The following is a 23,455-nucleotide window of genomic DNA, read 5'->3' as shown; positions in this document are numbered from 1 at the left end:
GTGGTGGAAAGTGGGATCAGGGCCGCAGGCGGCCCTCGACCAGCAACAGGTTGCGGCCGCGTACCCGTTCGACGCTGCCATGCACGCCGTACACCTCGCGCAGCAGGCGTGCGTCTATCACCTCGGCGGGCGGCCCGGCGGCGGCCAGGCCGCCCTGGTGCAGGACCAGCACCTGGTCGGCGCAGGCCAGCGCCAGGTTGATGTCGTGCACCACCATCAGGCTGATCAGCCCGCGCGCCCGGGTGACTTCGACTATGGCCTCGGCCACCTGGCACTGATGGTACAGGTCCAGGGCGCTGGTCGGCTCGTCGAGCAGCAGCACCCGCGGCTGGCGCACCAGCGCCTGGGCCAGGCCGACCAGTTGGCGCTGGCCGCCGGACAGGGCATCGATGGGACGGTCCGCCAGCGCCGACAGGTCCAGCGCTTCCAGCACCTGCTCGATGCCGCGCAGGGTCTGCGCGTCGGGGTGGCCTCCGCCCAGCAGCGACAGGCTGCGCCCGGCCATGGCCGCGGCGAGTACCGCTTCGAAGGCGCACAGGCGGGTGTGCTGCGGCAGGCTCTGCGGCAGGTACACCACCTGGCGCGCGCGCTCGGCCAGGGGCAGGCGGCCGAGGTCGACGCCATCCAGCAGCACCCGCCCGGCGATCGGCTGCAGGCCGGCGATGCCCCGCAGCAGGGTGGACTTGCCGGCGCCGTTCGGGCCGATCAGGGCGGTCAGGCTGCCCGGCGGCAATGCCGGCAGGTCCAGCTCGCGCAGGATGCGCCGGGCGCCGTAGCCCATGCTCAGCCGTTCGATGCCCAGTCCGTCGATGCGCGGGGCGTTCATCGCAGGCCTCCGCGCTGGCGCAGGACGATGGCCATGAAGAAGGGAATGCCGACCAGCGCCGTGACTATGCCCACCGGCACCAGCACGCCCGGCACCAGGGTCTTGCTGGCCACCGAGGACAACGACAGGATCAGCGCGCCGGCCAGGGCGCTGGCGGGGATGAACAGGCGATGGTCCTCGCCCACCAGCAGGCGCGCGATATGCGGCGCCACCAGGCCGATGAAGCCGATGGTGCCGACGAAGGACACCGCCAGCGCCGCCAGCAGGCTGATGCGCAGCAGGCTGAACAGGCGCAGGCGGCCGACGTCCACGCCGAAGCTGCGGGCGCGCTCCTCGCCCAGGCTCAGGGCGGTCAGCGCCCAGCTCTGGCGCAGGGCGAAGGGCAGGCACAGCAGCAGCGCCAGGGCCATGGCGGCGAGCTTCTCCCAACTGGCCCGGGCCAGGCTGCCGAGGGTCCAGAACACCAGCTGCTGCAGGCTGTCCTGGCTGGCGACGAACTGCAGCAGCGCCACCAGGGCGTTGAAGGCGAACACCAGCGCAATGCCGAACAGCACCAGGCTCTCCACGCCGAAGCCGCGCCAGCGCGCCAGGGCATAGAGCAGGGCCACCGAGGCGAGGGCGAAGACGAAGGCGTTGGCGGAGATCAGGTACTGCGCCGGCACGCCCGGAATGCCCATTTGCAGGACGATGGCCAGGGCCGCGCCGAACGAGGCCGCCGCCGACACGCCCAGGGTGAAGGGGCTGGCCAGCGGGTTGTCGAGCACCGTCTGCATCTCCGCGCCGGCCAGCGCCAGGCCGGCGCCGACCAGCACCGCCATGAGCGCGTAGGGCAGGCGCACCGACCAGACGATCACCGCTTCCACCCTGGGCACCGACTCCGGCGCCCAGAGAATCTGCAGCAGGCGCGACAGCGGCAGCGCCGAGGGGCCGCTGGCGATGTCCAGGGCCAGGCTGGCGAGCAGCGCCAGGCCCAGGAGCAGCAGCGCCAGGCGGCGCCGGGCGAAGCGGCGCCGGTAGCCGGCCGCGGCGCCTTCGTGGGCAAGCGGCAGGCTCATGGCTGCAGGCTGACGGTGAACACGCCGCTGGCGGGGATCGGCATGAAGCGCCGGTACAGCTCGGCGCGGGTGCGTTCGGGGTCGAGGTCGGCGAACAGTTCCGGGTGCAGCCACTTGGCCAGGGCCTGGACGGCGACCAGGTGTTCCGGCGAGTCGTAGAAGATGTGCCACATGGCGTGCACGTGGCCTTCGCGCACCGCGCGCAGTTCGTTCAGCGGCGCCCGTCGGGCGATCTGCGCCAGGCTGTCGCGGGCCTGCTGCGGGGTGGCCGTGTAGCCCAGGGTGACGCCGCCGCGGCCGGCGCCGAAGACGCCGGTGGCCACGTATTGCTGCGGGTCGCTGGCGAGGATGTATTCGGGGTTGAGGGTGCCGATGGCGCCGGGGATGCGCCCGGCGCCGATGTTCTGCCCGCCGGCCAGCTCGATCAGCTCGCCGAAGTTGCCGCGCCCGGGCGAGCCGCAGCAGTCCTGCAGGCCGGCGAGCATGTCGACGAACAGCCTCGGGCGCTCCAGTTCGCCGCGCGCCTCGGCGCCGGCCAATGGCTCGCGCACTGCCTCGATGGCCTGCTGGTAGAAGTCGATGAACTCGGCGGCGCGCTGCTGGCGCCCCAGGGCCTCGCCGAGCAGGCGCATGCTGGGCACGGTGTTGAGCAGCGGGTGCTCGCTGAAGTCGACGAACAGCACCGCCACCCCGGCCGCTTCCAGCTGGCGCAGCGCCTCGCTGCCCGGCCCCGGGCCGTGGCCGCCGCTGAGCGCCAGCAGCACCAGGTCCGGGTGAACGGCCAGGGCCTTCTCGACGCTGAAGGTGTCGGCCGAGGTGCCGCCCACCAGGGGCACCTGGTCGGCCTGCGGGAAGCGCGCCCGGTAGGCCGCGTAGCCCTGCACGTCGAGGCCGCGGAAGTCCCCCTGCCAGCCGGCGACCCGGGCGAAGGGATCGGCGCCTTCGAGCAGCGACAGCGAGTAGATCATGCGGCCTTCGCCAAGCAGCACGCGCTTGACCTGGGCCGGCACCTCGACCTTGCGCCCGGCGAGGTCGGTGAGCGGCGCGGCCAGCGCCGGCGCGCACAGGAGGAACAGCAGCAGGCCGCGGCAGGCCTGTTTCAGGAGGCTAGTCATGGGACGGGTTTCCTTGCGTGGAGGGGAGGGCCTGGCGGGCCGGGCGGCGGCGCCACCACAGCAGCAGGCCGGTGATGTAGAGCGCGGGCAGGGCCAGCCCGGCGAGGAAGGCGACGGCCATGCCCGCGATGCCGAGGCCCAGCCGTCCGTGCAGGGCCGAAAGCAGCGCCTTGGCTGGCGCGGCGCCGGCGAGCCCGGGCGGCAGCGCCAGCCAGGTGCCGGTCAGGGCGATCAGCAGCAGCGGCAGGTACAGCCAGCTGGCGCACAGGTTGTGCCATTCCCGCAGTCGTCGCGTGCCCTGGCTGCCGCGCCGCAGGCTGGCCGCGGCCCACCAGTTGCGGCGGCCCGGCCACCACAGGTACAGGCCGCTGAGCAGCGACAGGCAGAGCGCCGCGCCACACGCCGCCAGCAAAGGCACGCCGAGTGGCGGCGGCAGCAACAGGCTGCGGTGCAGCGCGACCACCTTGGCCAGCCACAGGTCGTCGAAGACGAAGAAGGCCCGTGGCTCGCCGTCGTAAGGGTCGAGCATGGCCACCGCGGTGCCCGCGCGGTCGCCCAGGGTGCCGAAGACCAGGGCGTTGTCGCTGGTCAGGAAGCCCTGGCGTGGCCCCGCGCTGCCGAGGATGCGGGCGAAGCGCGGGTAGGCTTGCCGGGCGCGTTCGCGCAGTGCCGCGTCGTCCAGGGCGACGGCGTCGGCGGCATGGGGCTTGGCGCTGAGCGCGGCGGCGCCCAGCTCCCAGCGCAGGATGGGCCCGCGCAGCTCCAGCAGCGCGCCGCTGGCGCCCAGCAGCGCCAGCGGCAGGCCGACCAGCAGCGCCAGCCAGCGGTGCAGGGCCAGCCAGGCGCGACGCCGGCCGGCCCAGGTCGATGCAACCCGACAGGTCATCGGCGGCCTACCAGCGGTAGCTCAGGCTGGCGATCAGGCTGCGGTCCTCGCCGATGGTGCAACTGCTCGCGCTGCAGCCGTTGTAGTAGTGCTTGTCGGTCAGGTTGCTGGCGTTGAGCGACAGGCGCAGCCCCTTGGCCTCGCGGAACAGCTGGCCCAGCTCGTAGTGCACGGCGGCGTCCAGCAGGGTGTAGGAGGGCACCGTGATGGTATTGGCCGCGTCTGCCTCGGTGCGCCCGAGGTAGCGCACCCCGGCGCCGAAGCCCAGGCCGGCGAGGGGGCCGTCGGGCTGGGTGTAGTCCAGCCACAGCGAGGCCATCTTGCGCGGCGTGTTGGTCGGCCGGTGGCCCTTCTCCACGGGGTTGTTGCTCCTGGTCACCTCGGCGTCGTTGTAGGTGGCGCTGCCGATCAGGTCCAGGCCCCGGGCCAGGCTGGCCTTGCCCTCCAGTTCCAGGCCGCGCACCCGCACCTCGCCGGTCTGCACCTGGTTGAGGTTGTTGTTGGGGTCGGTGGTCAGCACGTTCTCCTGGGTCAGCTCGTAGGCGGCCAGGGTGACGAAACCGTCGTAGCCCTTGGGCTGGTATTTCACGCCGACCTCCGACTGCTTGGCGGTCAGCGGCTTGTAGGCGTTGCCGTAGAAGTCGGTGCCCAGGGAGGGGTTGAACGAGGTGGAGTAGCTGAGGTAGGGCGCCAGGCCGTTGTCCGCCAGGTAGACCAGGCCGGCGCGGTAGGTGAACTTCTCGTCGCGCTGCTTGCTGCCGCTGTCCGCCAGGCGATTGTCGGTGCGCGCGCTGGAGCTGTCCTGGCGGCCGCCGAGGCTGAGCACCCAGTGCTTGTCGAAGGTGAACTGTTGCTGGGCGTAGACGCCGACCTGGTCGGCGCGTTGCTGGGTCTGCGCCATGGGCCGGTCGATGGGGCCGAAGCCCTGGCCGTACACCGGGTTGAAGATGTCGATGGAGGCGACCTTGCCGGCGCGCAGGTAGTAGTCCTCGCGGGTGCGCCGGTAGTCCAGGCCCAGCAGCGAGGTCATCTCGGTGTCGCCGATGTTCCAGCGCGCCTGGGCGTTGTTGTCCAGGGCATAGACGTCGCCGATGATGCGGAAGCGGTAGGCGCTGCGCATCAGGGTGCGCTGGTCCGCGGCCAGGCCCATGCCGCTGGCGGTATTGGTGAGCAGGTTGACGTGGCTGTAGCGCGCGCTGGAGTGCAGGCTCCAGACGTCGTTCAGGCGGTGGTCCAGCAGGTAGCCGAGGGCGTACTGGGTGCGGTGGTTGTCCAGCCCGGGCTCGTCGAGGAACTGGTTGTGCTTGATCTTGCCGTTGGGGTTGGACAGCAGGCTGCCGCGCAGCGGCACGAACACCCTTGGCGCGCCGAACTCGTCCTCGGCGTACTCGGCCAGCACGGTCAGGTCGGTGTCCTCGTTGGGGCGCCAGGTGAAGGCCGGGGCGACGAAGGTCTTGCGGTCGACGATGTGGTCGGTCTGGGTGTCGCTGTCGCGGCCCAGGCCGGTGAGCCGGTAGAGGAACTTGCCTTCGTCGTCCAGCGGGCCGCTGAAGTCGAACTGGCCCTGGCGTCGGTCGTGGTTGCCGCCGACCACTTCCACCTCGTGGAAGGGTTGGTCCAGCGGGCGCTTGCTGACCTGGTTGACCACCCCGCCGGGGGCGTTCTGCCCGTAGAGCACCGAGGCCGGACCCTTGAGTACCTCGACCCGCTCCAGGCCGTAGGGCTCGACCTTCGGCCAGGCCTGGGTGGTGGTGCCGCGCAAGCCGTCGCGCAGCATGCCGGTGCTGGAGACATCGAAGCCACGGATCTTGATCGAGTCGAAGCGCTGCGAGGCGGCGCCGGTGCTGTCCTGCACGCCGGCGGTGTAGCGCAGCGCCTCGGCCACCGACTGCGCCTTCTGTTCGTCCATCTCCTTGCGCGTGACCACCGACAGGGCCTGCGGCACCTCGCGGATCGGCGTGTCGGTCTTGGTGCCGCTGAGGCTGCGCTGGGCCACCACGCCGGGCACCGGGCCCACCGGGCTCTCGCCGGCTCCGAGCACGGTGCTGCTGTCCAGCGACAGCACGTCCAGCTCCTGGCGCTCGTCGTCCGCGGCCTGGGCCTGGCCTGGCAGGCTCGCCAGGCCGATGCCCAGGGCCAGGGCGTGTATCGCCCCGGCCAGGCGCAGGCCGCGCGGCAGCAGGTGGGAAGGGAAGTGTAGGGGGCTGATCTGCCTGGGGCCGGTTGCCATGTTTCGCTCCATGCTGAGAGGGGTTCAAAAATGCGAATGCGAACTTATCTCAACAAGCATTCATGGCGCCGGGGGAAAACATTGGATTGCGCGACCATTTCTTTCGATCGGGAAAAACCGCGGAACCTGCGCTCCGCCACGGGCTCAGCGCAGCTCCCGGGGCGACACCCCGAAGCGCTTGCGGAAAGCGATGGAGAAGTGCGCCGGGCTGTAGCCGACGCGGTAGGCGGCGCTGGAGACGTTGCTCTCGCCGCTGGCCAGCAGGCGGTAGGCCTCGCTCAGGCGGACCTCCTGCAGGTAGGCATAGACGCTGCTGCCGAACAGCTGGCGGAAGCCTTCGGTGAGCTTGCGCGCGTTCAGCCCCACCTGGCGCGCCAGCGTGGCCAGCGGCGGCGAATGCTGCAGGTCGCGGCACAGCAGCTCGCGGGCAGCCTGCACCCGCTCCAGGTCGGCGGAGTTCAGGCGTGCCTCGGCGGCGCTGCCCGGGGGCTGGTCGGCGAGCAGGTCCTCCAGGCCCAGGGCGGTCATCTCCAGCGCCTTGCCGCCGAGGTAGAAGGCGCGGGAAGGGCCGTGCAGCGGGCAGGTGGCGATCTGCCGGGCCAGGGCCAGCAGCGAGCGCGAGGCGGGGCGGCAGAACAGCACCGGCCCGCCGTCGTGGCGCTGGCGGAACAGCCGCTCGGGCTCCAGGCCGACACTGCGGATCGCCGGGAAATCCAGCTGCACCGTGGTGTAGCGCACCGGCACGCCGCTGGCGAACAGGTGGTCGCCGCAGAACTCGCCCTGGTTGGCCACCGCGCACAGGGTGGGGCCGCGGATCTCCACCGGGGGCAGGCCCTCGACGCGGCAGTCGAGGCGGCCGCTGAGCACCAGGATCAGCTTCAGGCCCTTCCATAGCGGCTCCTGCATCCAGCCCTGGGTCTGGACCACCACGGTGCCGGCGGACAGGGTGATGTCCGCCGCGGCCTCGCCCGCCGGAGTGGCGCCGCAGCCGGGCACGCTCAGGGTGAAGTCGCTGGGCACGCTGCGCTGCATGGCCTTGCTGCTGGACATCCTTCTCTCCTTGCCTGGCGGATGGAGGCCCCAGGCTAGCACGGCGAAGTCGATCCATGAATGAGAATTATTATTGTTTGTGCCGGGCCAGGCCGTCATGTCCCGGCCCGCGGGCCCTGCGCGCGCCGTGGCGGTGGGCGCGGGTTCCACGATCCAAAGAAAAAGGCGCGGGATCGAAGGCGGCGGTCCTTGCCGCTGGCGGATCGCCGGGATATTGATAATCACTCGCAACAATCGGAGAGGGACCTCCCCGCAGCATTGCCCGGGTGCGCCCGGCGCACCGAAGCGGCACGCCTTGCCGCCACCCATACCCCGCAGACGCCCTGTACGGCCTTCCCCGCAAGGCCGCAGGCCCGCTCATGCCCGCAACCAGCGAGGAAGCAAGATGACCACCCGCGACGACCGCATCGACTGCCCCGATTGGCCCGAGGCCTATGTCCAGCGCTACCGGGATGCCGGCTACTGGCGCGAGGAGACCTTCTCCGGCCTGCTGCGCGAGGCCGCCCGGCGTTTCGCCGAACGCGAAGCGCTGGTGGAAGGGGAGCGGCGCCTGAGCTACCGCGAGCTGGACGCGCGGGTCGACCGCCTGGCCGCCGGCCTGCACGGCCTGGGCCTGCGCGCCGGGGACAACGTGCTGCTGCAATTGCCCAACGGCATCGCCTTCGTCGAGGCCTGCTTCGCCCTGTACCGCCTTGGCGCGCGGCCGATCTTCGCCCTGCCGGCGCACCGCGAGCTGGAGCTTTCCAGCTTCTGCCGCTTCGCCGGGGCCCGCGCCTACATCTGCGCCGACCGCGCCGCTGACTTCGACTTCCGCGCGCTGGCCCGGCGGCTGCAGGCGGAGCAGCCGCAGCTGCGCCACGTGCTGGTGGCCGGCGAGGCGCAGGAGTTCGTCGCCCTGGCCGACCTCTATCGCGCCGAGCCCCTGGCGTTGCCCGAGCCGGCGCCGGAGGCGGTGGCCTGCTTCCAGCTGTCCGGCGGCTCCACCTGCGTGCCCAAGCTGATTCCGCGGCGGCACCGGGAATACCTCTACAACCTGCGCGCCAGCGCCGAGCTGTGCGGCCTGGGGCCGGACAGCACCTACCTGGCGGCGCTGCCCATGGCGCACAACTTCCCCATGTGCTGCCCGGGGTTCATGGGCACCCTGTACAGCGGCGGGCGGGTGGTGACCGCCGCGCAGCCGACGCCGGAATGCTGCTTCCCGCTGGTCGAAGCCGAGGGCGTGAGCCATACCGCCCTGGTGCCGCCGCTGGCCCTGGTGTGGATGGAGGCCGCCGAGCTTCGCGGGCGCGGCCTGCCCGGCCTGCTGCTGCAGGTGGGCGGCGCGCGGCTGAGCGAGGCGGCGGCGCGGCGCGTCGGGCCGACCCTGGGCTGCCGCCTGCAGCAGGTGTTCGGCATGGCCGAAGGGCTGATCTGCTACACCCGCCCGGACGACGACGCCGAGCACCTGCTGCGCACCCAGGGCCGGCCGTTGTCGCCGGCGGACGAGGTGCGGGTGGTGGACGAGCAGGGCAACGACCTGCCGCCCGGGCAGGTGGGCCTGCTGCTGACCCGCGGGCCCTACACCATCCGCGGCTACTACCGGAACCCCGGGCAGGACGCCGAGTGCTTCACGGCCGACGGCTTCTACCGCTCCGGCGACCGCGTGGCGCTGACCGCCGACGGCTACCTGGTGGTGGAAGGGCGCGACAAGGACCTGATCAACCGCGGTGGCGAGAAGATCGCCGCGGAGGAGGTGGAGAACCTGCTGCTGGCGCACCCCGCGGTGCTGGACGCGGCGCTGGTGGCGATGCCCGACGGTTTCCTCGGCGAACGCAGCTGCGCCTTCGTGATCCGCCGCTCGGCGGCCGCCGCCGCTGAACTCAAGGCCTACCTGCGCGGCTGCGGGCTGGCGGCGTTCAAGCTGCCGGACCGCTTCGAGTTCCTCGAGGCCTTCCCGCAGACCGGCGTCGGCAAGGTCAGCCGCCGGCACCTGCGCGAGACCCTCCAGCGGCAGTACTTCACCCCGCAGGAGGCGAGCGCGCGTGGCTGAGGCGGGCTTCTCCCTGGCGGCGCTGCTGCGCCCCGTGCGCGGCCGCCTGCTGCTGGCGGTGGCGTTGCAGGCCGTGTCGGCGCTGGCCGGCATCCTGCCCTTCGTGGCCCTGGCCGAACTGGCGCCGGCGCTGCTCGCCGGGCACCTCGATGACGGCCGGGCGCCGCTCCTGGCCCTGGCCGGCGCCGCCGCGCTGCTGCTGCGCCTGCTGGGCCTGAGCTGCGCGCTGCACATGACCCACCTGGCCGACAGCGACCTGCAGCTGCACCTGCGCCGCCGCCTGGCCGCCCATCTCGGGCGCCTGCCCCTGGGCTGGTACGCCGGGCGCAACCTGGCGCGGCTGAACCGGGTGCTGGTGGACGACGTCGGCGCCCTGCATCACCTGGTGGCGCACCTGCCCAACAACCTGGCCGCGGCGCTGGTGGCGCCGGCTGCCTGCCTGGCCTACCTGGCGCTGAAGGACTGGCGCATGACCCTGGTGGTGTTGCTGCCGCCGCTGCTGGCGCTGTGGCGCCTCGCCGCGCTGCGCTCGGCCGCCTACCGTGCCGACCGCCAGGCCCTGGGGGCCGCCATCGGCGGCCTGTCCCAGGCGACCCTGGGCTTCGTCCAGGGCATCGCCATGGTCAAGTCCTTCGGCCGTTCCGGGCAGGTGCAGGGCGCCTTCTTCGCCGCCGTGGAAGACTTCGCCCGCTTCTTCTCCGCCTGGGTCGGACGCTGGGCCGGGCTGGGCGCCAGCGTCGAGGTACTGCTCTCGCCACTGCTGATGATCGCCCTGGTGCTGCTGGCCGGCAGCGGCCTGGTGCTGGCCGGCGAACTGCAACCGGTGCAGCTGCTGCCCTTCGCCTTGCTCGGCCCGGCGCTGGCCGCGCCCGTGGCGGCGCTGGGGCACGGCGGCGACGCCATCGTCCAGGGCCGCGAGGCCGCGCGGCGCATTGGCGAATTGCTGGCCACCGCGCCCTTGCCGCAACCGGCGCGGCCGCGCCAGCCCCAGGGCAGCGAAGTGCGCTTCGATGCGGTGAGCCTGAGGCGCGCCGACGGCAGCCTGGCCCTGGACGGCATCGACCTGGTGCTGGCGCCGGGCACGCTGACCGCCCTGGTGGGCGAGTCCGGCGCCGGCAAGTCGACGCTGGCCAGCCTGCTGCCGCGCTTCGCCGACGTCAGCGGCGGTGCCATCCGCATCGGCGGCGTGGACCTGCGCGAGATGGACGCCGCCACCCTGTACCGGCAGGTCGCCTTCGTTTTCCAGGAAGTCCGCCTGCTGCGCGCCAGCGTGCTGGACAACCTGCGCCTGGCGCGGCCCGAGGCCACCCTCGACGAGGTCAGGGCCGCGGCGCGGGCCGCGCAGATCGACGCGCGCATCGAACAATTGCCCCAGGGCTACGCCACCGTGCTGGACGGCAGCCAGGCGTTGTCCGGCGGCGAGCGGCAGCGCCTGGCCATCGCCCGCGCGCTGCTGGCCGATGCCCCTATCCTGGTGCTGGACGAAGCCACCGCCGCGGCCGACCCGGAATCCGAGGCGGCCATCCAGCAGGCCCTGTCGGTGCTGGCGGCCGGCCGCACGCTGCTGGTGATCGCGCACCGCCTGGCCAGCCTGCGCGACGCCGAGCAGATCGTCGTGCTCGGTGGCGGCCGGGTGCTTGAGCGGGGGCGCCACGAGGCGCTGCTGCAGCAGGGCGGGACCTACGCCCGGCTGTGGGCGGCGGAGCAGGGGGGCGGCGCATGATCGTCGAACTGCTGCGCTGCCTGCAGCCGGCCCAGGCCCGGCGCCTGCGCCTGGCGGTGCTGGCCATGGCCGCCGCGGCTGGCGCCCAGGGGCTGGCCCTGGGCTTGCTGCCGCTGGCCTTCGGCGAGCTGTTCGGCGACGCGCCGGCGTGGCACTGGCCGCCGGCCTTCGCCGGGCTGGCCATGCTCTGCCTGTGGCTGCGCCGGCACGCCCAGTTGCTCGGCTACCGCGCCGGCGCCGAAGCCGCCCGCGGGCTGAACCGGCGCCTCGGGCAGCACCTGGCGCGGCTGCCCCTGGAGTGGTTCGTCGAGCGCCGCGCCGCCGAGCTCAACCGCCTGGTCACCTACAACGTCCTGCAGGTGATGAGCGTCCCGGCGCACCTGTTGCAGCCGCTGCTCAACGCGGTGCTGACGCCGCTCGCGCTGCTCGGCGTGCTGGCCTTGCAGATGCCGCGCCTGGCCCTGGCAGGATTGGCCGCGGCGCTGCCGCTGTGGCTGTTCTACCGCTGGGGCGTGCGCTGGGGCGGCGAGGCCGAGGAGGGTGGCGAGCGGGCGGGCACCGAGGCGGCGGCGCGGGTCCTGGAGTTCGTTCGCCAGCAGGCGTTGCTGCGCGTCAGCGGGCGCACCGAGGCCGGCTTCGCCCTGCTCGAACAGGCCCTGGAGGAACAGCGCCGCGCCCAGCGCCGCGCCCATTGGCGCACCTTCCCGGCCGCGCTGGGCCTGGCCGGCGCGTTGCAGGCGCTGTACACGTTTTTGTTGCTGGGCGGGCTGCACGCGGTGCTCGGCGGGCAGCTGGCGGCCACCGAGTTCCTCGCCCTGGGGCTGCTGGCGACCTGCCTGGTGGAGCCCATGGGCACGCTGGTGAACCTGGGCGCCACCTTGCGCCAGACGCGCCACGGCCTGCGCCAGTTGCGCCAGGTGCTGCAGGTGCCGCCGTTGCCCGAGCCCGCCCGGCCGCGGCTGCCCGCCGACCCGCGTCTGCAGGCCCACGGCCTGGGCCTGGTGCGCCAGGAACGGCGGGTGCTGGACGGCATCGAACTCGACCTGGCGCCCGGCTCGCTCAACCTGCTGGTGGGCGCCTCCGGGGCTGGCAAGTCGAGCCTGCTGCGCCTGCTGGCGCGTTGCGCCGACCCGGATGCGGGCAGGGTGCTGCTGGGCGGCGTCGACCTGCGCGAGGTGGCCGCCGCCGAACGCGATCGCTACCTGGCGTTGCTGCCGCAGGACTGCGGGGTCCTGCCCGGCAGCCTGCTGGACAACCTGCGCCTGGGCGACCCCGCGGCCAGCGATGCGACCCTGCTGGCGACGGCCCGCGCCTGTGGCCTGGAAAGCCTCGCGGCACGCCTGGCCGAGGGCTGGCATGGCCCCCTGGGCGAGGCCGGGGCCGGCCTGTCCGGCGGCGAGCGGCAGCGCCTGGCCCTGGCCCGCCTGCTGCTCAAGGGCGCCCCCGTGCTGCTGCTGGACGAACCCACCGCGGCCCTGGACCCGGCCAGCGAGGCGCGCATCAACCGCCTGCTGCTCGGCCTCGCCGGCCGCCACACGCTGCTGCTGGCCACCCATCGGCCGAGCCTCGCCGAACACGCCGCGCAGATCCTCGTGCTCGACCAGGGCCGCCTGGTGCAGCGCGGCACCCACCGTCAGCTTCTGGCCCTGCCGGGCCGTTACCGAGAGCTGTTCCACGAGCGCGAAGCGGTCAACCGCTGGCGCCTGCGCGGCCCCATCCACCCCGCTTCCGCAAGGATTGCCCACCATGAACGATGACCCAGCACTGGCATGCGCTCATTCACCCCGGGCGCGCCCCGGCGATTGCCTCGCCGGCACCGATCCACACAGCCTGCGCGACTGGCTCGCGCCGGCCCTGGGCTGCGACGCCGCCGACATCGACGCCGAACTGTCGCTGATCGAACAGGGCCTGGACTCCATCAACCTCATGCGCCTGCCCACGCTGCTGGCCCGCCACGGCGTGCGCGTCGGCGTTGCCGAACTGATGGAGCGGCCGACCCTGCAGGCCTGGCTGCGCCTGTTCGCCGAGCGCGCCGGCGAGGTGGCCGGGCCGTCGCCGGTTGTGCCCGAGACGGGCGAGGGGTTCGAACTGACAGCCCTGCAGCAGGCCTACTGGCTGGGCCGCGACGAGCAGCGCAGCCTTGGCGGGGTGGCCTGCCAGCTGTACCAGGAACTGGACGCCGGCGAGCTCGACCCGCCGCGCCTGGAAGCCGCGGTACGCGCGCTGTGCCAGCGGCACGCCATGCTGCGTGCGCAGTTCCTCGCCGACGGGCGCCAGCGCATCCGCGGCGAACCGGCCTGGGCCGGCCTGCGCGTGCATGACCTGCGCCGCCTCGAGCGGGCCGAGCGCGAAGCGCGCCTGGCGCAACTGCGCGAAGCGCTGGCGCACCGCTGCCTGGACGTCGCCAGCGGGCAGGTCTTCGACCTGCAACTGAGCCTGCTGCCCGATGGCCGCAGCCGGCTGCACCTGAACCTGGACCTGCTGGTCGCCGACGTGCTCAGCTTCGCCATCCTGCTGCGCGACCTGGCAGCCTTCTACCGGGGCGAGGGCGAGACGCTGCCGATGCTGGGCATGGACTTCCCGGCCTACCTGGCGGCCCAGCGCGAGCTGCGCCGGCCGCAGCTGGCCAGTGCGCGCGAATACTGGCGTGCGCGCCTGGACACGCTGCCCGGCCCGCCGCAACTGCCCCTGGCCCAGGCCCCCGAGTCACTGGGCCGGCCGCGCTTCCGCCGCCTCCAGTTCCTGCTGCGGAAGCCGCGCCTGGCGCGCCTGGAAGCCCGTGCCCGGGCGCACGGCCTGACACTGGCCAGCATGCTGGCCTGCGCCTACGCCCAGGTCCTGGCGCGCTGGAGCGCCAGCCAGCGTTTCCTCCTCAACCTGCCGTTGTTCGACCGCCAGCCGCTGGACAGCGGCGTGGCGCACATGGTCGCGGACTTCTCCAACCTGGTGCTGCTGGAGGTGGACCTTTCCCGCGCGGGCAGCTTCGCCGGGCAGGCCGCCGCCCTGCAGGCGCAACTGCACCGGGACCTGGGCCACGCGGCCTGGTCGGGCATGGAGGTGCTGCGCGAGCTGGCCCAGCGCCAGGACGGCGAAGGCCTGGGCGCCCCCGTGGTGTTCGCCTGCAACCTCGGCGAGCCGCTGGTGGACGCGCGTTGCCGCGAAACCCTTGGCCGTCCCGGCTGGGCGCTGTCGCAGACGCCCCAGGTCTGGCTCGACCACCAGACCTACCCGCTGGAGGAGGGCCTGTTGCTGAACTGGGATGCGGTCGAGGGACTGTTTCCCGACGGCCTGCTGGAAGCCATGTTCGCCGCCTATGAGCGCCTGCTCGAAGGTTTGGCCGAGCAGGACTGGGGCCAACCCGTGTCGCTGGAACTGCCGGCGGCGCAAGCGCAGGTGCGCTACCAGGTCAACGACACCCGCGCGGACCTGGAGCCCGGCGTGCTGCACCAGGGCTTCTTCGCCCAGGCGCGGAACAACCCCCATAACCTGGCCCTGGTGGCCCACGACGAGCAGGAACGCCAGTACAGCTACGCCGAACTGGCCGAGGCCGCCCTGCGCCTGGCCGCGGCGCTGCGCGAATGGGGCGTGGCGGCCGGCGACGGCGTGGCCATCACGCTGCCCAAGGGGGCGGCCCAGGTGATTGCCGTGCTGGGCGCGCTTGCCGCCGGCGCGTGCTACGTCCCGGTGGGGATCGAACAGCCGCCGGCGCGGCGCGCGGCCATCCTGCGCCAGGCCGGCGTGCGCCTGGTGCTGACCGACGCCGAGCGGGCCGGGGAGGACGCCTGGCCAGCCGGCACGGTAGTGCGCGAGCTGGCCGCCAGCCAGGCCTACGAGCCCCTGGCCAAGCCCTTGCCGGTGGAACCCTCGGCTGTCGCCTATGTGATCTTCACCTCCGGCAGCAGCGGCGAGCCCAAGGGCGTCGAAGTGAGCCACGGCGCCGCGCAGAACACCCTGGATGCGCTGCGCCGGCGCTACCGGTTGGCGGCCAGCGACCGCCTGCTCGGAGTTTCGGCGCTGGATTTCGACCTCTCGGTATTCGACCTTTTCGCCGTGCTCGGCGTCGGCGGCACCCTGGTCCTGCCGGCCGAGGCCCTGCGCAAGGAACCGACGCACTGGCTGCAGCTGCTGCGCCGGCACGGCGTCACCCTGTGGAATTCGGTGCCGGCGCTGCTCGACATGCTGCTGCTGCGCAACCGCGGCGGCCTCGGCCTGGGCGGCCTGCGCCTGGCCCTGGTCTCCGGCGACTGGATCGGCCTGGACCTGCCGCCGCGTCTGCGCCAGGTCGCCCCCGGCTGCCGCTTCGTGGCCCTGGGCGGGGCCACCGAGGCGGCGATCTGGTCGAATGCCCAGGAAGTCGCGGAGGTGCCGCCGCAGTGGCGTTCGATCCCCTACGGGCGGCCGCTGGAAAACCAGCGCTACCGGGTGGTCGACGGCCTTGGCCGGGACTGCCCGGACTGGGTCCCCGGCGAGCTGTGGATCGGCGGCGCCGGCGTCGCCCTGGGCTATCGCGGGCAAGCGGCGCTGACCCGCCAGCGCTTCGTCGAACAGGGCGGCGAACGCTGGTACCGCACCGGCGACCTGGGCCGCTACTGGCCCGACGGCACCCTGGAATTCCTCGGCCGCCTGGACCAGCAGGTGAAGCTGCGCGGCCACCGGGTGGAACTCGCCGAAGTCGAGGCGGTGCTCGAACGCCACCCGGCGCTGGCGCGCGCCGTTGCGTTGGTGCTGCCCGGCGCCCGGGCCAGCCTGGTCGCCGCGGTGGTGCCGGCCGGCGGCCGCGAGACGCCCGCGGAAGAACAGCTGCGTGGCTGGGCCGCTGACTGGCTGCCGCCCCACATGCTGCCCGAACGCATGCTCGCCTTGCCCCGGCTGCCCCTGAGCGGCAACGGCAAGGTGGACCGCAAGGCCCTGGCCTGGCTGCTGCAGGAGCAGCTCCAGGGCAGCGCCCTGGCGCCGGACGAGGAGCCGCAGGGCGAACTGGAAAGCGCGGTCGCCCGGCACTGGCAGGCGCTGCTGGAGGTGCCGCGGGTGGGCCGCCACCAGGGCTTCTTCGCCCTGGGCGGCAACAGCCTGCTGGCCACCCGCCTGATCGAGCGCCTGGTCAGTGGCTTCGGCGTGGAACTGACACTCAAGGACTTTTTCGGCGCCGCCAGCGTCGCCGCCCAGGCCGCCCTGGTGGCGGCCCGGCAGGCGCAGCGGCGGGCGGGCGCCAACCCACTGGAGGAAGGGGCACTATGAATATCCACGCATTGCGCAACGAGCTCGACATGCTGGGCGTCGAGCTATGGGAAGAGCACGGCCTGCTGCGTTACCGGGCCCCGGCCGGGGCCCTGGACGAGGCGCTGCTGCAGCGCCTGCGCCAGGCCCGCGACGAATTGCTGCGCGCCCTGGCGGCGGAACGCGAGCAGGCCTTGCAGGGCGATCCGGCGGAGCAGGGCGAGCCCTTCCCGCTGACCGACGTGCAGGCCGCCTACCTGCTCGGCCGCAGCACGGCCTTCGCCCACGGCGGCGTCGCCTGCCACGGCTACCTGGAGTTCGCCTTCCCCGGCCTCGAGGTCGCGCGCCTGGAACGGGCCTGGAACCAACTGATCGAACGCCATCCCATGCTCCGCGCCGTGGTCAGCGCCGAGGGCCACCAGCGCATCCTGGCCGAGGTGCCTTGCTACCGGCTGGCGGAGCACAGGCTGGATGCCGAAGGGCGCCGCCTGGCCGAACTGCGCGAACGCATGGAGCTGCGCCGCGCCGGCCCGGACTGCTGGCCGCTGGTGGAGCTGTGCGTCAGCCACGGCGCTGCCGGCGACTTCCTGCACCTGTCGGTGGACCTGCTGGTGTGCGACTACCAGAGCGTGCGCATGCTGCTCGGCGAACTGCACCAGCTGTACCACGGCGGCACCCTGGCGGAGCCGGCGCGGATCAGCTTCCGCGACTACGTCCTGGCCGAGCGCCGCCTGCGCGAAGGGCCGCGCTACGGCCGCGACCGCGACTACTGGCTGGCCCGCATCGACGGCCTGCCCGGCGCGCCCGAGCTGCCCCTGGCCGACGCGCAGCCGGGGGCGCGCTTCCGCCGCCTGGCTTTGCAGGTGGACGAGCGCGACTACCGCGCCCTCGGCCTCAACGCCGCCGGCGCCGGCATCGGCGTCTCCGCCGCGGTGCTCGCCGCCTATGCGGAAACCCTGGGGCGCTGGAGCCGGCGCGGCGACTTCTGCCTGAGCCTGACGTTGCTCAATCGCCTGGCGCTGCATCCCCAGGTGGAGCGCCTGGTGGGCGACTTCAGCTCGGTGGAGGTGCTGCAGGTGGACACCCGCCAGGCCGGCAGCTTCGCCGAGCGCGCCGCGCAACTGCAGGCGCGCCTGTGGGAGGACATGGACCACCGCTTGTTCTCCGGCATCGAGGTGCTGCGCGAGCTGGCGCGCCGCCGGGGGCGCGACGCCGCGCTGCTGCCCTACGCCTTCACCAGCACGCTGGGCGCCGGCGGCGAGGCCGGCCGCGGCCCGTTCATGCCCGGCGCCGAGCTGGTCCATGGCATCAGCCAGACGCCCCAGGTGCTGATCGACTGCCAGGTCTCCGAGCGCGACGGCGGCCTGTGGCTGAACTGGGACTACCGCGAAGGCGCCTTCGCCGAGCCCGTGCTGCGCGCCATGTTCGATGCCTTCTGCGCGCTGCTGCTGCGCCTGGCGCGCGAACCCTCGGCCTGGGCGCTGGACGACTGCCTGGAGCTGCCCGCCACCCAGCGCCTGGCGCGCGAACTGGCCAACCAGACCGATGCGCCGCTGCCCGAGGGCCTGCTGCACGAGCCGGTGTTCGCCCGGGCGCGCCTGGCGCCCCGGCACCCGGCCCTGGTGCAGGGCGGGCGGAGCCTGGACTTCGCCGAACTGGCCGCGCGCGCCGAGGCCGTCGCCGCCACCTTGCTCGACGCCGGCTGCCAGCGCGGCGAGCGCGTCGCGGTGTGCATGGACAAGGGCATCGAGCAGATCATCGCCGTGCTCGGCATCCTGCGGGCCGGCGCCGCCTACCTGCCGCTGGACACCAGCCAGCCCGAGGCGCGCCGCGAGCTGATCCTGGAGAATGCCGGGGTGTGGCGGGTGGCCACCCATTCGGCGCTGGAGGGCCGCCTGGCCTGGCCGGCGCGGATCGTCCAGGCGCTCGCCGTGGACCGCCTGCAGCCTTATGCCGGCGCGCCGCTGCCGGCCTCGCCCGCGCAGCCGGGGGAGCTGGCGTACGTCATCTACACCTCCGGCTCCACTGGCGTCCCCAAGGGCGTGATGATCAGCCACCAGGCGGCATTGAACACCCTGGCGGACATCAACGAGCGCTTCCAGGTCGACGCCGACGACCGCATCCTGGGCCTGGCCAGCCTGGGCTTCGACCTGTCGGTCTACGACATCTTCGGCGCGCTGGCCGCCGGCGCCACCCTGGTGCTGCCCGACGCGCAACGGCGCGGCGATCCCTCCCACTGGGCGGCCTGCGCCCGCGAGCAGGGCGTGACCCTGTGGAACTCGGTGCCGGCGCAACTGCAGATGCTCCTGCACTACCTGCGCTCGGAGCCCGGTGCGGCGCCGCAGCGCCTGCGCCTGGCGCTGCTCTCCGGCGACTGGATTCCGCTCAACCTGGCGGCGGAGAGCGCCGCGTCGCTGCCGCGCCTGCGCCTGGTGGGCCTGGGCGGCGCCACCGAGGCGGCGATCTGGTCGATCATCCAGCCACTGGACGAGGTGCCGCCGCACTGGCGCAGCGTTCCCTACGGCCGGCCGCTGGCCAACCAGCGCTTCCATGTGCTCGACGAGCGCCTGCGCGACCGCCCGGACGGCGTGGCCGGCGAACTCTACATCGCCGGCGAGGGCCTGGCCCTGGGCTACCTGGGCGATGCGCAGAAGACCGCGGAGCGTTTCATCCGCCACCCCGTCAGCGGCGAGCGCCTGTACCGCACCGGCGACCTGGGGCGCTACCTGGCGGATGGCAGCATCGAGTTCCTCGGCCGCGAGGACTTCCAGGTGAAGGTGCGCGGCCACCGCATAGAACTGGCCGAGGTCGAGAGCGCCTTGCTCGACTACCCGGGCGTGCAGTCCGCGGTGGTGGTGGCCCAGGGCGAGGAGGCCCTGGAGCGGCGCCTGGTGGCCTTCCTCTGCGCCGCGCCCGCAACGACTCCGGCGGCCTGGCCCGGGGACCTGGCCGGGCAGGCGCGGGCGGCCGGGCAGGGCGTCGGCGCCGGGCTGGACCCAGGGCATATCCGCGAGATGTCGGAGCAGGTCGAGCGCGCCGCGCTGCTGGCCATGGCCGCCGCGTTGAAGCGGCCGGGGCTGTTCGACGACGACGGCCGCGGGCACTCCCTGGACGACATCTGCCAGGCCTGCGAGGTGGCGCCGCGCAACCGCCGGCTGATCCGCCGCTGGCTGCGCGCCCTGGTGGAGGAGGGCCTGCTGGCCTTCGACGAGGCCCGTGGCGGCTACTGCCGCCTGCAGGTCCGCGAGGACGCGTTGCGCCAGGCCTGGGCCCGCATCGACGAGCTGGAGCCGAAGGTAGGCTGGGGGACCGAGGTGCTGCGCTACCTGCGCGAGAGCCAGGAGCGCCTGCCCGAGCTGATGAGCGACCGGCTGGACCCGCTGCACCTGCTGTTCCCCGAAGGGCGCACCGAGGTGGCCGACGGCGCCTACCGGCGCAACCTCATCAGCCAGTACCTGAACCGCGCGGTGTGCGCCGCGCTGCGCCGCATCGCCGCCGACTTCGACGCCGAACGGCCGCTGCGCCTGCTGGAGATAGGCGCCGGCGTCGGCGGCACCAGCTGCGACCTGATCCCGGCGCTGGCGGGGCTGCCGGTGGACTACCAGTTCACCGACCTCTCGCAGTATTTCCTCAACGAGGCCCGCGAACGCTTCGCCGACTATCCCTGGGTGCGCTACGGCCTGTTCGACCTCAACCAGGAGCCCTGGCGCCAGGGCATCGCCGACAACTCGCTGGACGTGATCCTCTGCGCCAACGTGCTGCACAACGCCCGCGATGCCGGCCGGGTGCTGGCGCGCCTGCGGCGCATGCTGGCGCCGGGCGGCTGGCTGGTGTTCATCGAGGCCACCCGCGACACCTACCAGATCATGGCGTCGATGGAGTTCAAGGAAGGCCTCACCGAGTTCGAGGACCTGCGCCGCGAGCTGGACACCACCTTTCTGCGCCGCGAGCAATGGCAGGCCCTGCTGGCCGAGGCCGGGGCCGAAGCGCCGCTCTGCCTGCCGGAGGCCGGGGAGGCCATGTCCTGCATCGGCCAGCACCTGTTCATCGCCCGCTTCAAGGCCGACCGCCAGCGCCTGGAGCCGGCGGCGCTGCGCGAGCACCTGGCCCTGCGCCTGCCGCAGTACATGCTGCCGGCGGAGCTGCTGGTGCTCGACGAACTGCCGCTGACCGCCAACGGCAAGGTCGACCGCCAGGCCCTGGCCTCGCTGCGCACCCGCGGCGCCGAGCAGTCCGCCGCCAGCGGTGAACCGCCGCGGGACGAGCTGGAGCGCGCCATCGCCGAGGTCTGGCAGGAAACCCTGCGGGTGCCGGCGGTAGGCCGCGAGCAGGGTTTCTTCGAACTGGGCGGCGACTCGCTGCTGGTGGCCCAGGTGGTCGGCCGCCTGCGCGAACGGCTGCCGGCATTGCGCAGCGTGCAGTGGGACCAGTTGCTGCGCCAGTTGATCAACCAGCCGACGGTGGCCGCGCTGGCCGATTTCGTCCGCGCCCGCGACGAGCTGCGGCCGGGTTCGCCGCTGGTCTCGATCCGCGAACAGGCGGCAGGCCACAAGCGCATCTTCGTCCACGACGGCAGCGGCACCCTGGCGCCCTACCGCGCGCTGTTCGGCGCCCTGGAAGGCGGCGCCGACGGGCTGGTGCTGGCCGACGTGGCCGGCTACCTGGCGCTGGAGCCCGAGCAGGCCATCCGCCGACTGGCCGAAAGCTATGCCGACACCCTGCAAGCCGCCGGGCTGCGTAGCCTGAGCATCGTCGGCTACTGCCTGGGCGGCCTGCTGGCCAGCGAGCTGGCGAGCTGCCTGAAGGCGCGGGGCGTGGCGGTCGAGGCGCTGACGGTGATCAGCAGCTACCGCGTGCCGTTCCTGATCGAGGACGACCTGCTGGCTGAATACGTGTTCGCCCGGGTGATGCAGGCCGACCCACGCGCCTTGGGCTACCCGCTGGACGAAGCCGGCCTGGAGCAGGCCATCGCCGAGGCCCTGCAGCGCACCCCGGGGCGGGTGACGCGGGGCGTATGGCAGGAACTGGAGGAGCGCCCGCAGACCCGCGACGCCCTGGCGGCCATGCGCCGGCTGGCGGCGCGCTCGCCCGGGCAGCGCCTGCAGGCCATCGCCCTGGCCATGCGCCATGCCGGCTCGCAACTCAGCGACCTGGACTGGCTCGGCGAGCAGCTGCGCGTGTTGCGCCACAGCCTGGCGGCGGTGGCGTTGCACCAGGCCACGCCCTACGACGGCGACATGCTGTTCGTGCGCCAGACCGGCGAGGTCCAGGTGTTGCCGGGCATGCATCGCGACATGAGCGCCTACTGGCGCGAGCTGTGCCTGGGCCGCCTGCAGGTGGTCGACGTGCCCGGCGACCACTTCAGCTGCATGCAGGCGCCCCACGTCCAGGCGGTGGCGCGGGCCTGCGGCCAACGGCAGGAGACACCGGCATGAATGACGCACCCATAGGCCTGCTGGGCGCCAGCGGCAGCGTTGGTCGCGAGGTCGTCCGGCTGTTGCGGCCGGGCCACCGGCTGCGCATCGGCGGGCGCGACCCGCAGGCATTGCAGCGCCTGGCCGGGGAACCAGGGACCGTGCAGGCGCAGCCCCTCGACCTGAACGACGAAGGCGCGCTGCGCGGTTTCGTCGCCGGCTGCCGCCTGGTGGTCAACTGCGCCGGCCCCAGCTACCGGGTGCTCGACCGCGTGGCGCGGGCGGCCCTGGCGGCAGGCGCCGACTACCTGGACGTCGGCGGCGACGACCTGCTCTGGCAGCGCCTCGAAGGCCAGGTGCCCGCGGGCCGTCGCGCGCTGCTCTCGGCCGGCATGTTGCCGGGGCTGTCCGGGCTGCTGCCGCGCTACCTGGCCGCCGGCCTGCAACGCATCGACGAGATGCGCTGCTACGCCGGCGGATTGGGGGCGCTTTCCGCCAGCGCCGCCGAGGACTTCCTGCTCAGCCTCGACCCGGCCTACGGTTTCGGGCGGGCCCGCCAGGCCTGGTGCGACGGGCGCGCAGTGGCCTGGAGCGGTGCGCCCGTCGAGGCGTTGCGGCGCCCATGGAGCGGCAACCGCGACTTGCTGGCCACGGCCTACCTGGGCGCGGAGGGGCAGCGGCTGTTCGCCTCGCTGGGCGTGGCCCGCGGCAGTGCCTTCAATCTGTTCGAGGACGGCCAGTTGCTGGCCTGCCTGCGGCGCATCCAGGGGCGCGGAGCGGCGGAAAGCGACAGGGCCGGGAGGGTTGCCGAACTGGTCGCCGCCAGCCGCCTGGACGCCGCCGGGCGCACGCCCTACCAGTTGCTGGCCGTGGAGCTGAGCGGCTGCAGCGGCGGGCGCGAGGTGCAGCGCAGCGCCTGGTTGCGCGCTGGCGACGGCTCGCGCCTGACGGCGGCCATGGCGGCCTTCGCCGTGGAGTGCCTGGATCGATTGCCGCCCGGGTTGCATTTCGCCGCCGAGGTATTGCCGCCAAGTAGCTGCCTGGAGCGCTTGCAGGCCTGGCTGCCCGAGCTGCGCCTGGGCCTGGGCGAGGCCGCCGCGGAGCGCGGCCAGGCAGTGGAGGGCGCATTGTGAGAGGGATGCCGGAAAGTCCCTGGCTGCGCCGCTTTCCCGGATTGCCGAGCCCCGGCTTCCGCCTGCTGTGCCTGCCCCATGCCGGCGGCAGCGCGAGCTTCTTCCGCGACTGGCGCAAGCACCTGGAGCCGGACGTGGAACTGCTGGCCGTCCAGTACCCGGGGCGGGAAGAGCGCCACGGCGAGGCGCCGGCGGCCAGCCTGGAGGCCATGGCCGCCTGCATCGCCGAAGCCTGCGCCGGCCTCGACGAGCGCCCGCTGGCGCTGTTCGGCCACAGCATGGGGGCGGCCGTGGCCTACGAGGTCGCCCTGGCCCTGCAGGGGCGCGGGCGGGCGCCCCTGCACCTGTTCGTCTCCGCGCACCCGCCGCCCCATCGCCAGCGTGGCGGCAGCCTGCACCGGCAGGCGGACGCGGCGCTGCTGGCGGACGTGCGCCGGCAGTCCGACGGCCTGCCCTGGGCACTGGACGAGCCGGCCGTGCGCGAGCTGTTCCTGCCGGCATTGCGGGCGGACTACCGGCTGATCGAGCGCTACCGGCGCGAGCGCGTCGAGCCGCTGGATTGCCCGGTTTCGCTGCTGCTGGGGGAGGACGACGACGAAGTGAACGATGACGAGGCCCTGGCCTGGGCCGCCGCCAGCCGCTGTGGGCTGGATGTGCGGCATTTCGCCGGCGGCCATTTCTACCTGCGCGCCCAGCGCCGCGCCGTGCTCGACCACCTCGGCGGCTGGCTCGCCAGTTACCGCGAGCCGGCCTGGCAACTGTGGCCCTGAGACCCTC

The 23,455-nt window shown here is 73.3% G+C and carries 13 protein-coding genes; 7 read left to right on the top strand and 6 right to left on the bottom strand.

Translation table 11 applies throughout. The annotated features are described in order from the left end of the window. Positions 1-16: 16 nt before the first annotated feature. The 6 genes from M8R19_RS00760 to M8R19_RS00735 all read right to left on the bottom strand — a co-directional run bounded on the left by M8R19_RS00760 (position 17) and on the right by M8R19_RS00735 (position 7,162). Positions 17-826 (bottom strand): ABC transporter ATP-binding protein, encoded by an 810-nt coding sequence (locus M8R19_RS00760; protein ID WP_249916725.1) that lies wholly within the window; start codon positions 824-826, stop codon positions 17-19. Beyond that, complete coding sequence (locus M8R19_RS00755; RefSeq protein ID WP_069865109.1) at positions 823-1,881, bottom strand: FecCD family ABC transporter permease; 1,059 nt, start codon at positions 1,879-1,881, stop codon at positions 823-825. Before M8R19_RS00755 ends, M8R19_RS00760 begins: the two co-directional genes overlap by 4 nt. Continuing rightward, positions 1,878-2,996: an ABC transporter substrate-binding protein gene (locus M8R19_RS00750; RefSeq protein WP_069865107.1), complete on the bottom strand. Its 1,119-nt coding sequence runs from the start codon at positions 2,994-2,996 to the stop codon at positions 1,878-1,880. The genes M8R19_RS00755 and M8R19_RS00750 overlap by 4 nt, the downstream gene beginning before the upstream one ends. Next, the gene (locus M8R19_RS00745; protein WP_074979215.1) at positions 2,989-3,882 is read right to left on the bottom strand and encodes a PepSY domain-containing protein; all 894 of its coding nucleotides are present in this window, start codon (positions 3,880-3,882) and stop codon (positions 2,989-2,991) included. The genes M8R19_RS00750 and M8R19_RS00745 overlap by 8 nt, the downstream gene beginning before the upstream one ends. Positions 3,883-3,889: 7 nt before the next feature. Continuing rightward, positions 3,890-6,112 (bottom strand): TonB-dependent siderophore receptor, encoded by a 2,223-nt coding sequence (locus tag M8R19_RS00740; protein ID WP_249916724.1) that lies wholly within the window; start codon positions 6,110-6,112, stop codon positions 3,890-3,892. 144 nt (positions 6,113-6,256) lie between these two features. Then, positions 6,257-7,162 carry a helix-turn-helix domain-containing protein gene (locus tag M8R19_RS00735; protein WP_082936770.1) on the bottom strand — a complete coding sequence of 302 codons (906 nt, stop codon included), beginning with the start codon at positions 7,160-7,162 and terminating at the stop codon, positions 6,257-6,259. 385 nt (positions 7,163-7,547) lie between these two features. Between M8R19_RS00735 and M8R19_RS00730 the strand changes: the two genes are divergently transcribed. From M8R19_RS00730 to M8R19_RS00700, 7 genes are read left to right on the top strand one after another with little or no spacing between them, the layout of a single operon-like run. Then, entirely contained in the window at positions 7,548-9,191 is a 1,644-nt protein-coding gene (locus M8R19_RS00730; RefSeq protein ID WP_249916723.1) for a (2,3-dihydroxybenzoyl)adenylate synthase, read from the top strand. Beyond that, complete coding sequence (locus M8R19_RS00725; protein WP_249916722.1) at positions 9,184-10,914, top strand: ABC transporter ATP-binding protein; 1,731 nt, start codon at positions 9,184-9,186, stop codon at positions 10,912-10,914. Before M8R19_RS00730 ends, M8R19_RS00725 begins: the two co-directional genes overlap by 8 nt. Continuing rightward, a complete protein-coding gene (locus tag M8R19_RS00720; RefSeq protein ID WP_249916721.1) occupies positions 10,911-12,671 on the top strand; it encodes an ABC transporter ATP-binding protein in 1,761 nt (586 codons plus the stop codon). The genes M8R19_RS00725 and M8R19_RS00720 overlap by 4 nt, the downstream gene beginning before the upstream one ends. Then, positions 12,661-16,152 carry a non-ribosomal peptide synthetase gene (locus M8R19_RS00715; RefSeq protein WP_249916720.1) on the top strand — a complete coding sequence of 1,164 codons (3,492 nt, stop codon included), beginning with the start codon at positions 12,661-12,663 and terminating at the stop codon, positions 16,150-16,152. The genes M8R19_RS00720 and M8R19_RS00715 overlap by 11 nt, the downstream gene beginning before the upstream one ends. Then, on the top strand, positions 16,149-21,566 hold the full coding sequence (locus M8R19_RS00710) for a non-ribosomal peptide synthetase (protein WP_249916719.1): 5,418 nt from the start codon (positions 16,149-16,151) through the stop codon (positions 21,564-21,566). The genes M8R19_RS00715 and M8R19_RS00710 overlap by 4 nt, the downstream gene beginning before the upstream one ends. Further along, positions 21,563-22,678 (top strand): saccharopine dehydrogenase NADP-binding domain-containing protein, encoded by a 1,116-nt coding sequence (locus tag M8R19_RS00705; protein ID WP_249916718.1) that lies wholly within the window; start codon positions 21,563-21,565, stop codon positions 22,676-22,678. The genes M8R19_RS00710 and M8R19_RS00705 overlap by 4 nt, the downstream gene beginning before the upstream one ends. Before the next feature lie 5 nt (positions 22,679-22,683). Further along, positions 22,684-23,448 carry a thioesterase II family protein gene (locus tag M8R19_RS00700; protein ID WP_249916717.1) on the top strand — a complete coding sequence of 255 codons (765 nt, stop codon included), beginning with the start codon at positions 22,684-22,686 and terminating at the stop codon, positions 23,446-23,448. The last annotated feature ends 7 nt before the right edge of the window (positions 23,449-23,455 follow it).

Source organism: Pseudomonas sp. R3.Fl (genome assembly GCF_023516765.1).
In the GTDB taxonomy this organism is placed as follows: domain Bacteria; phylum Pseudomonadota; class Gammaproteobacteria; order Pseudomonadales; family Pseudomonadaceae; genus Pseudomonas; species Pseudomonas citronellolis.
This window is presented reverse-complemented; position numbering and strand designations above follow the sequence as displayed.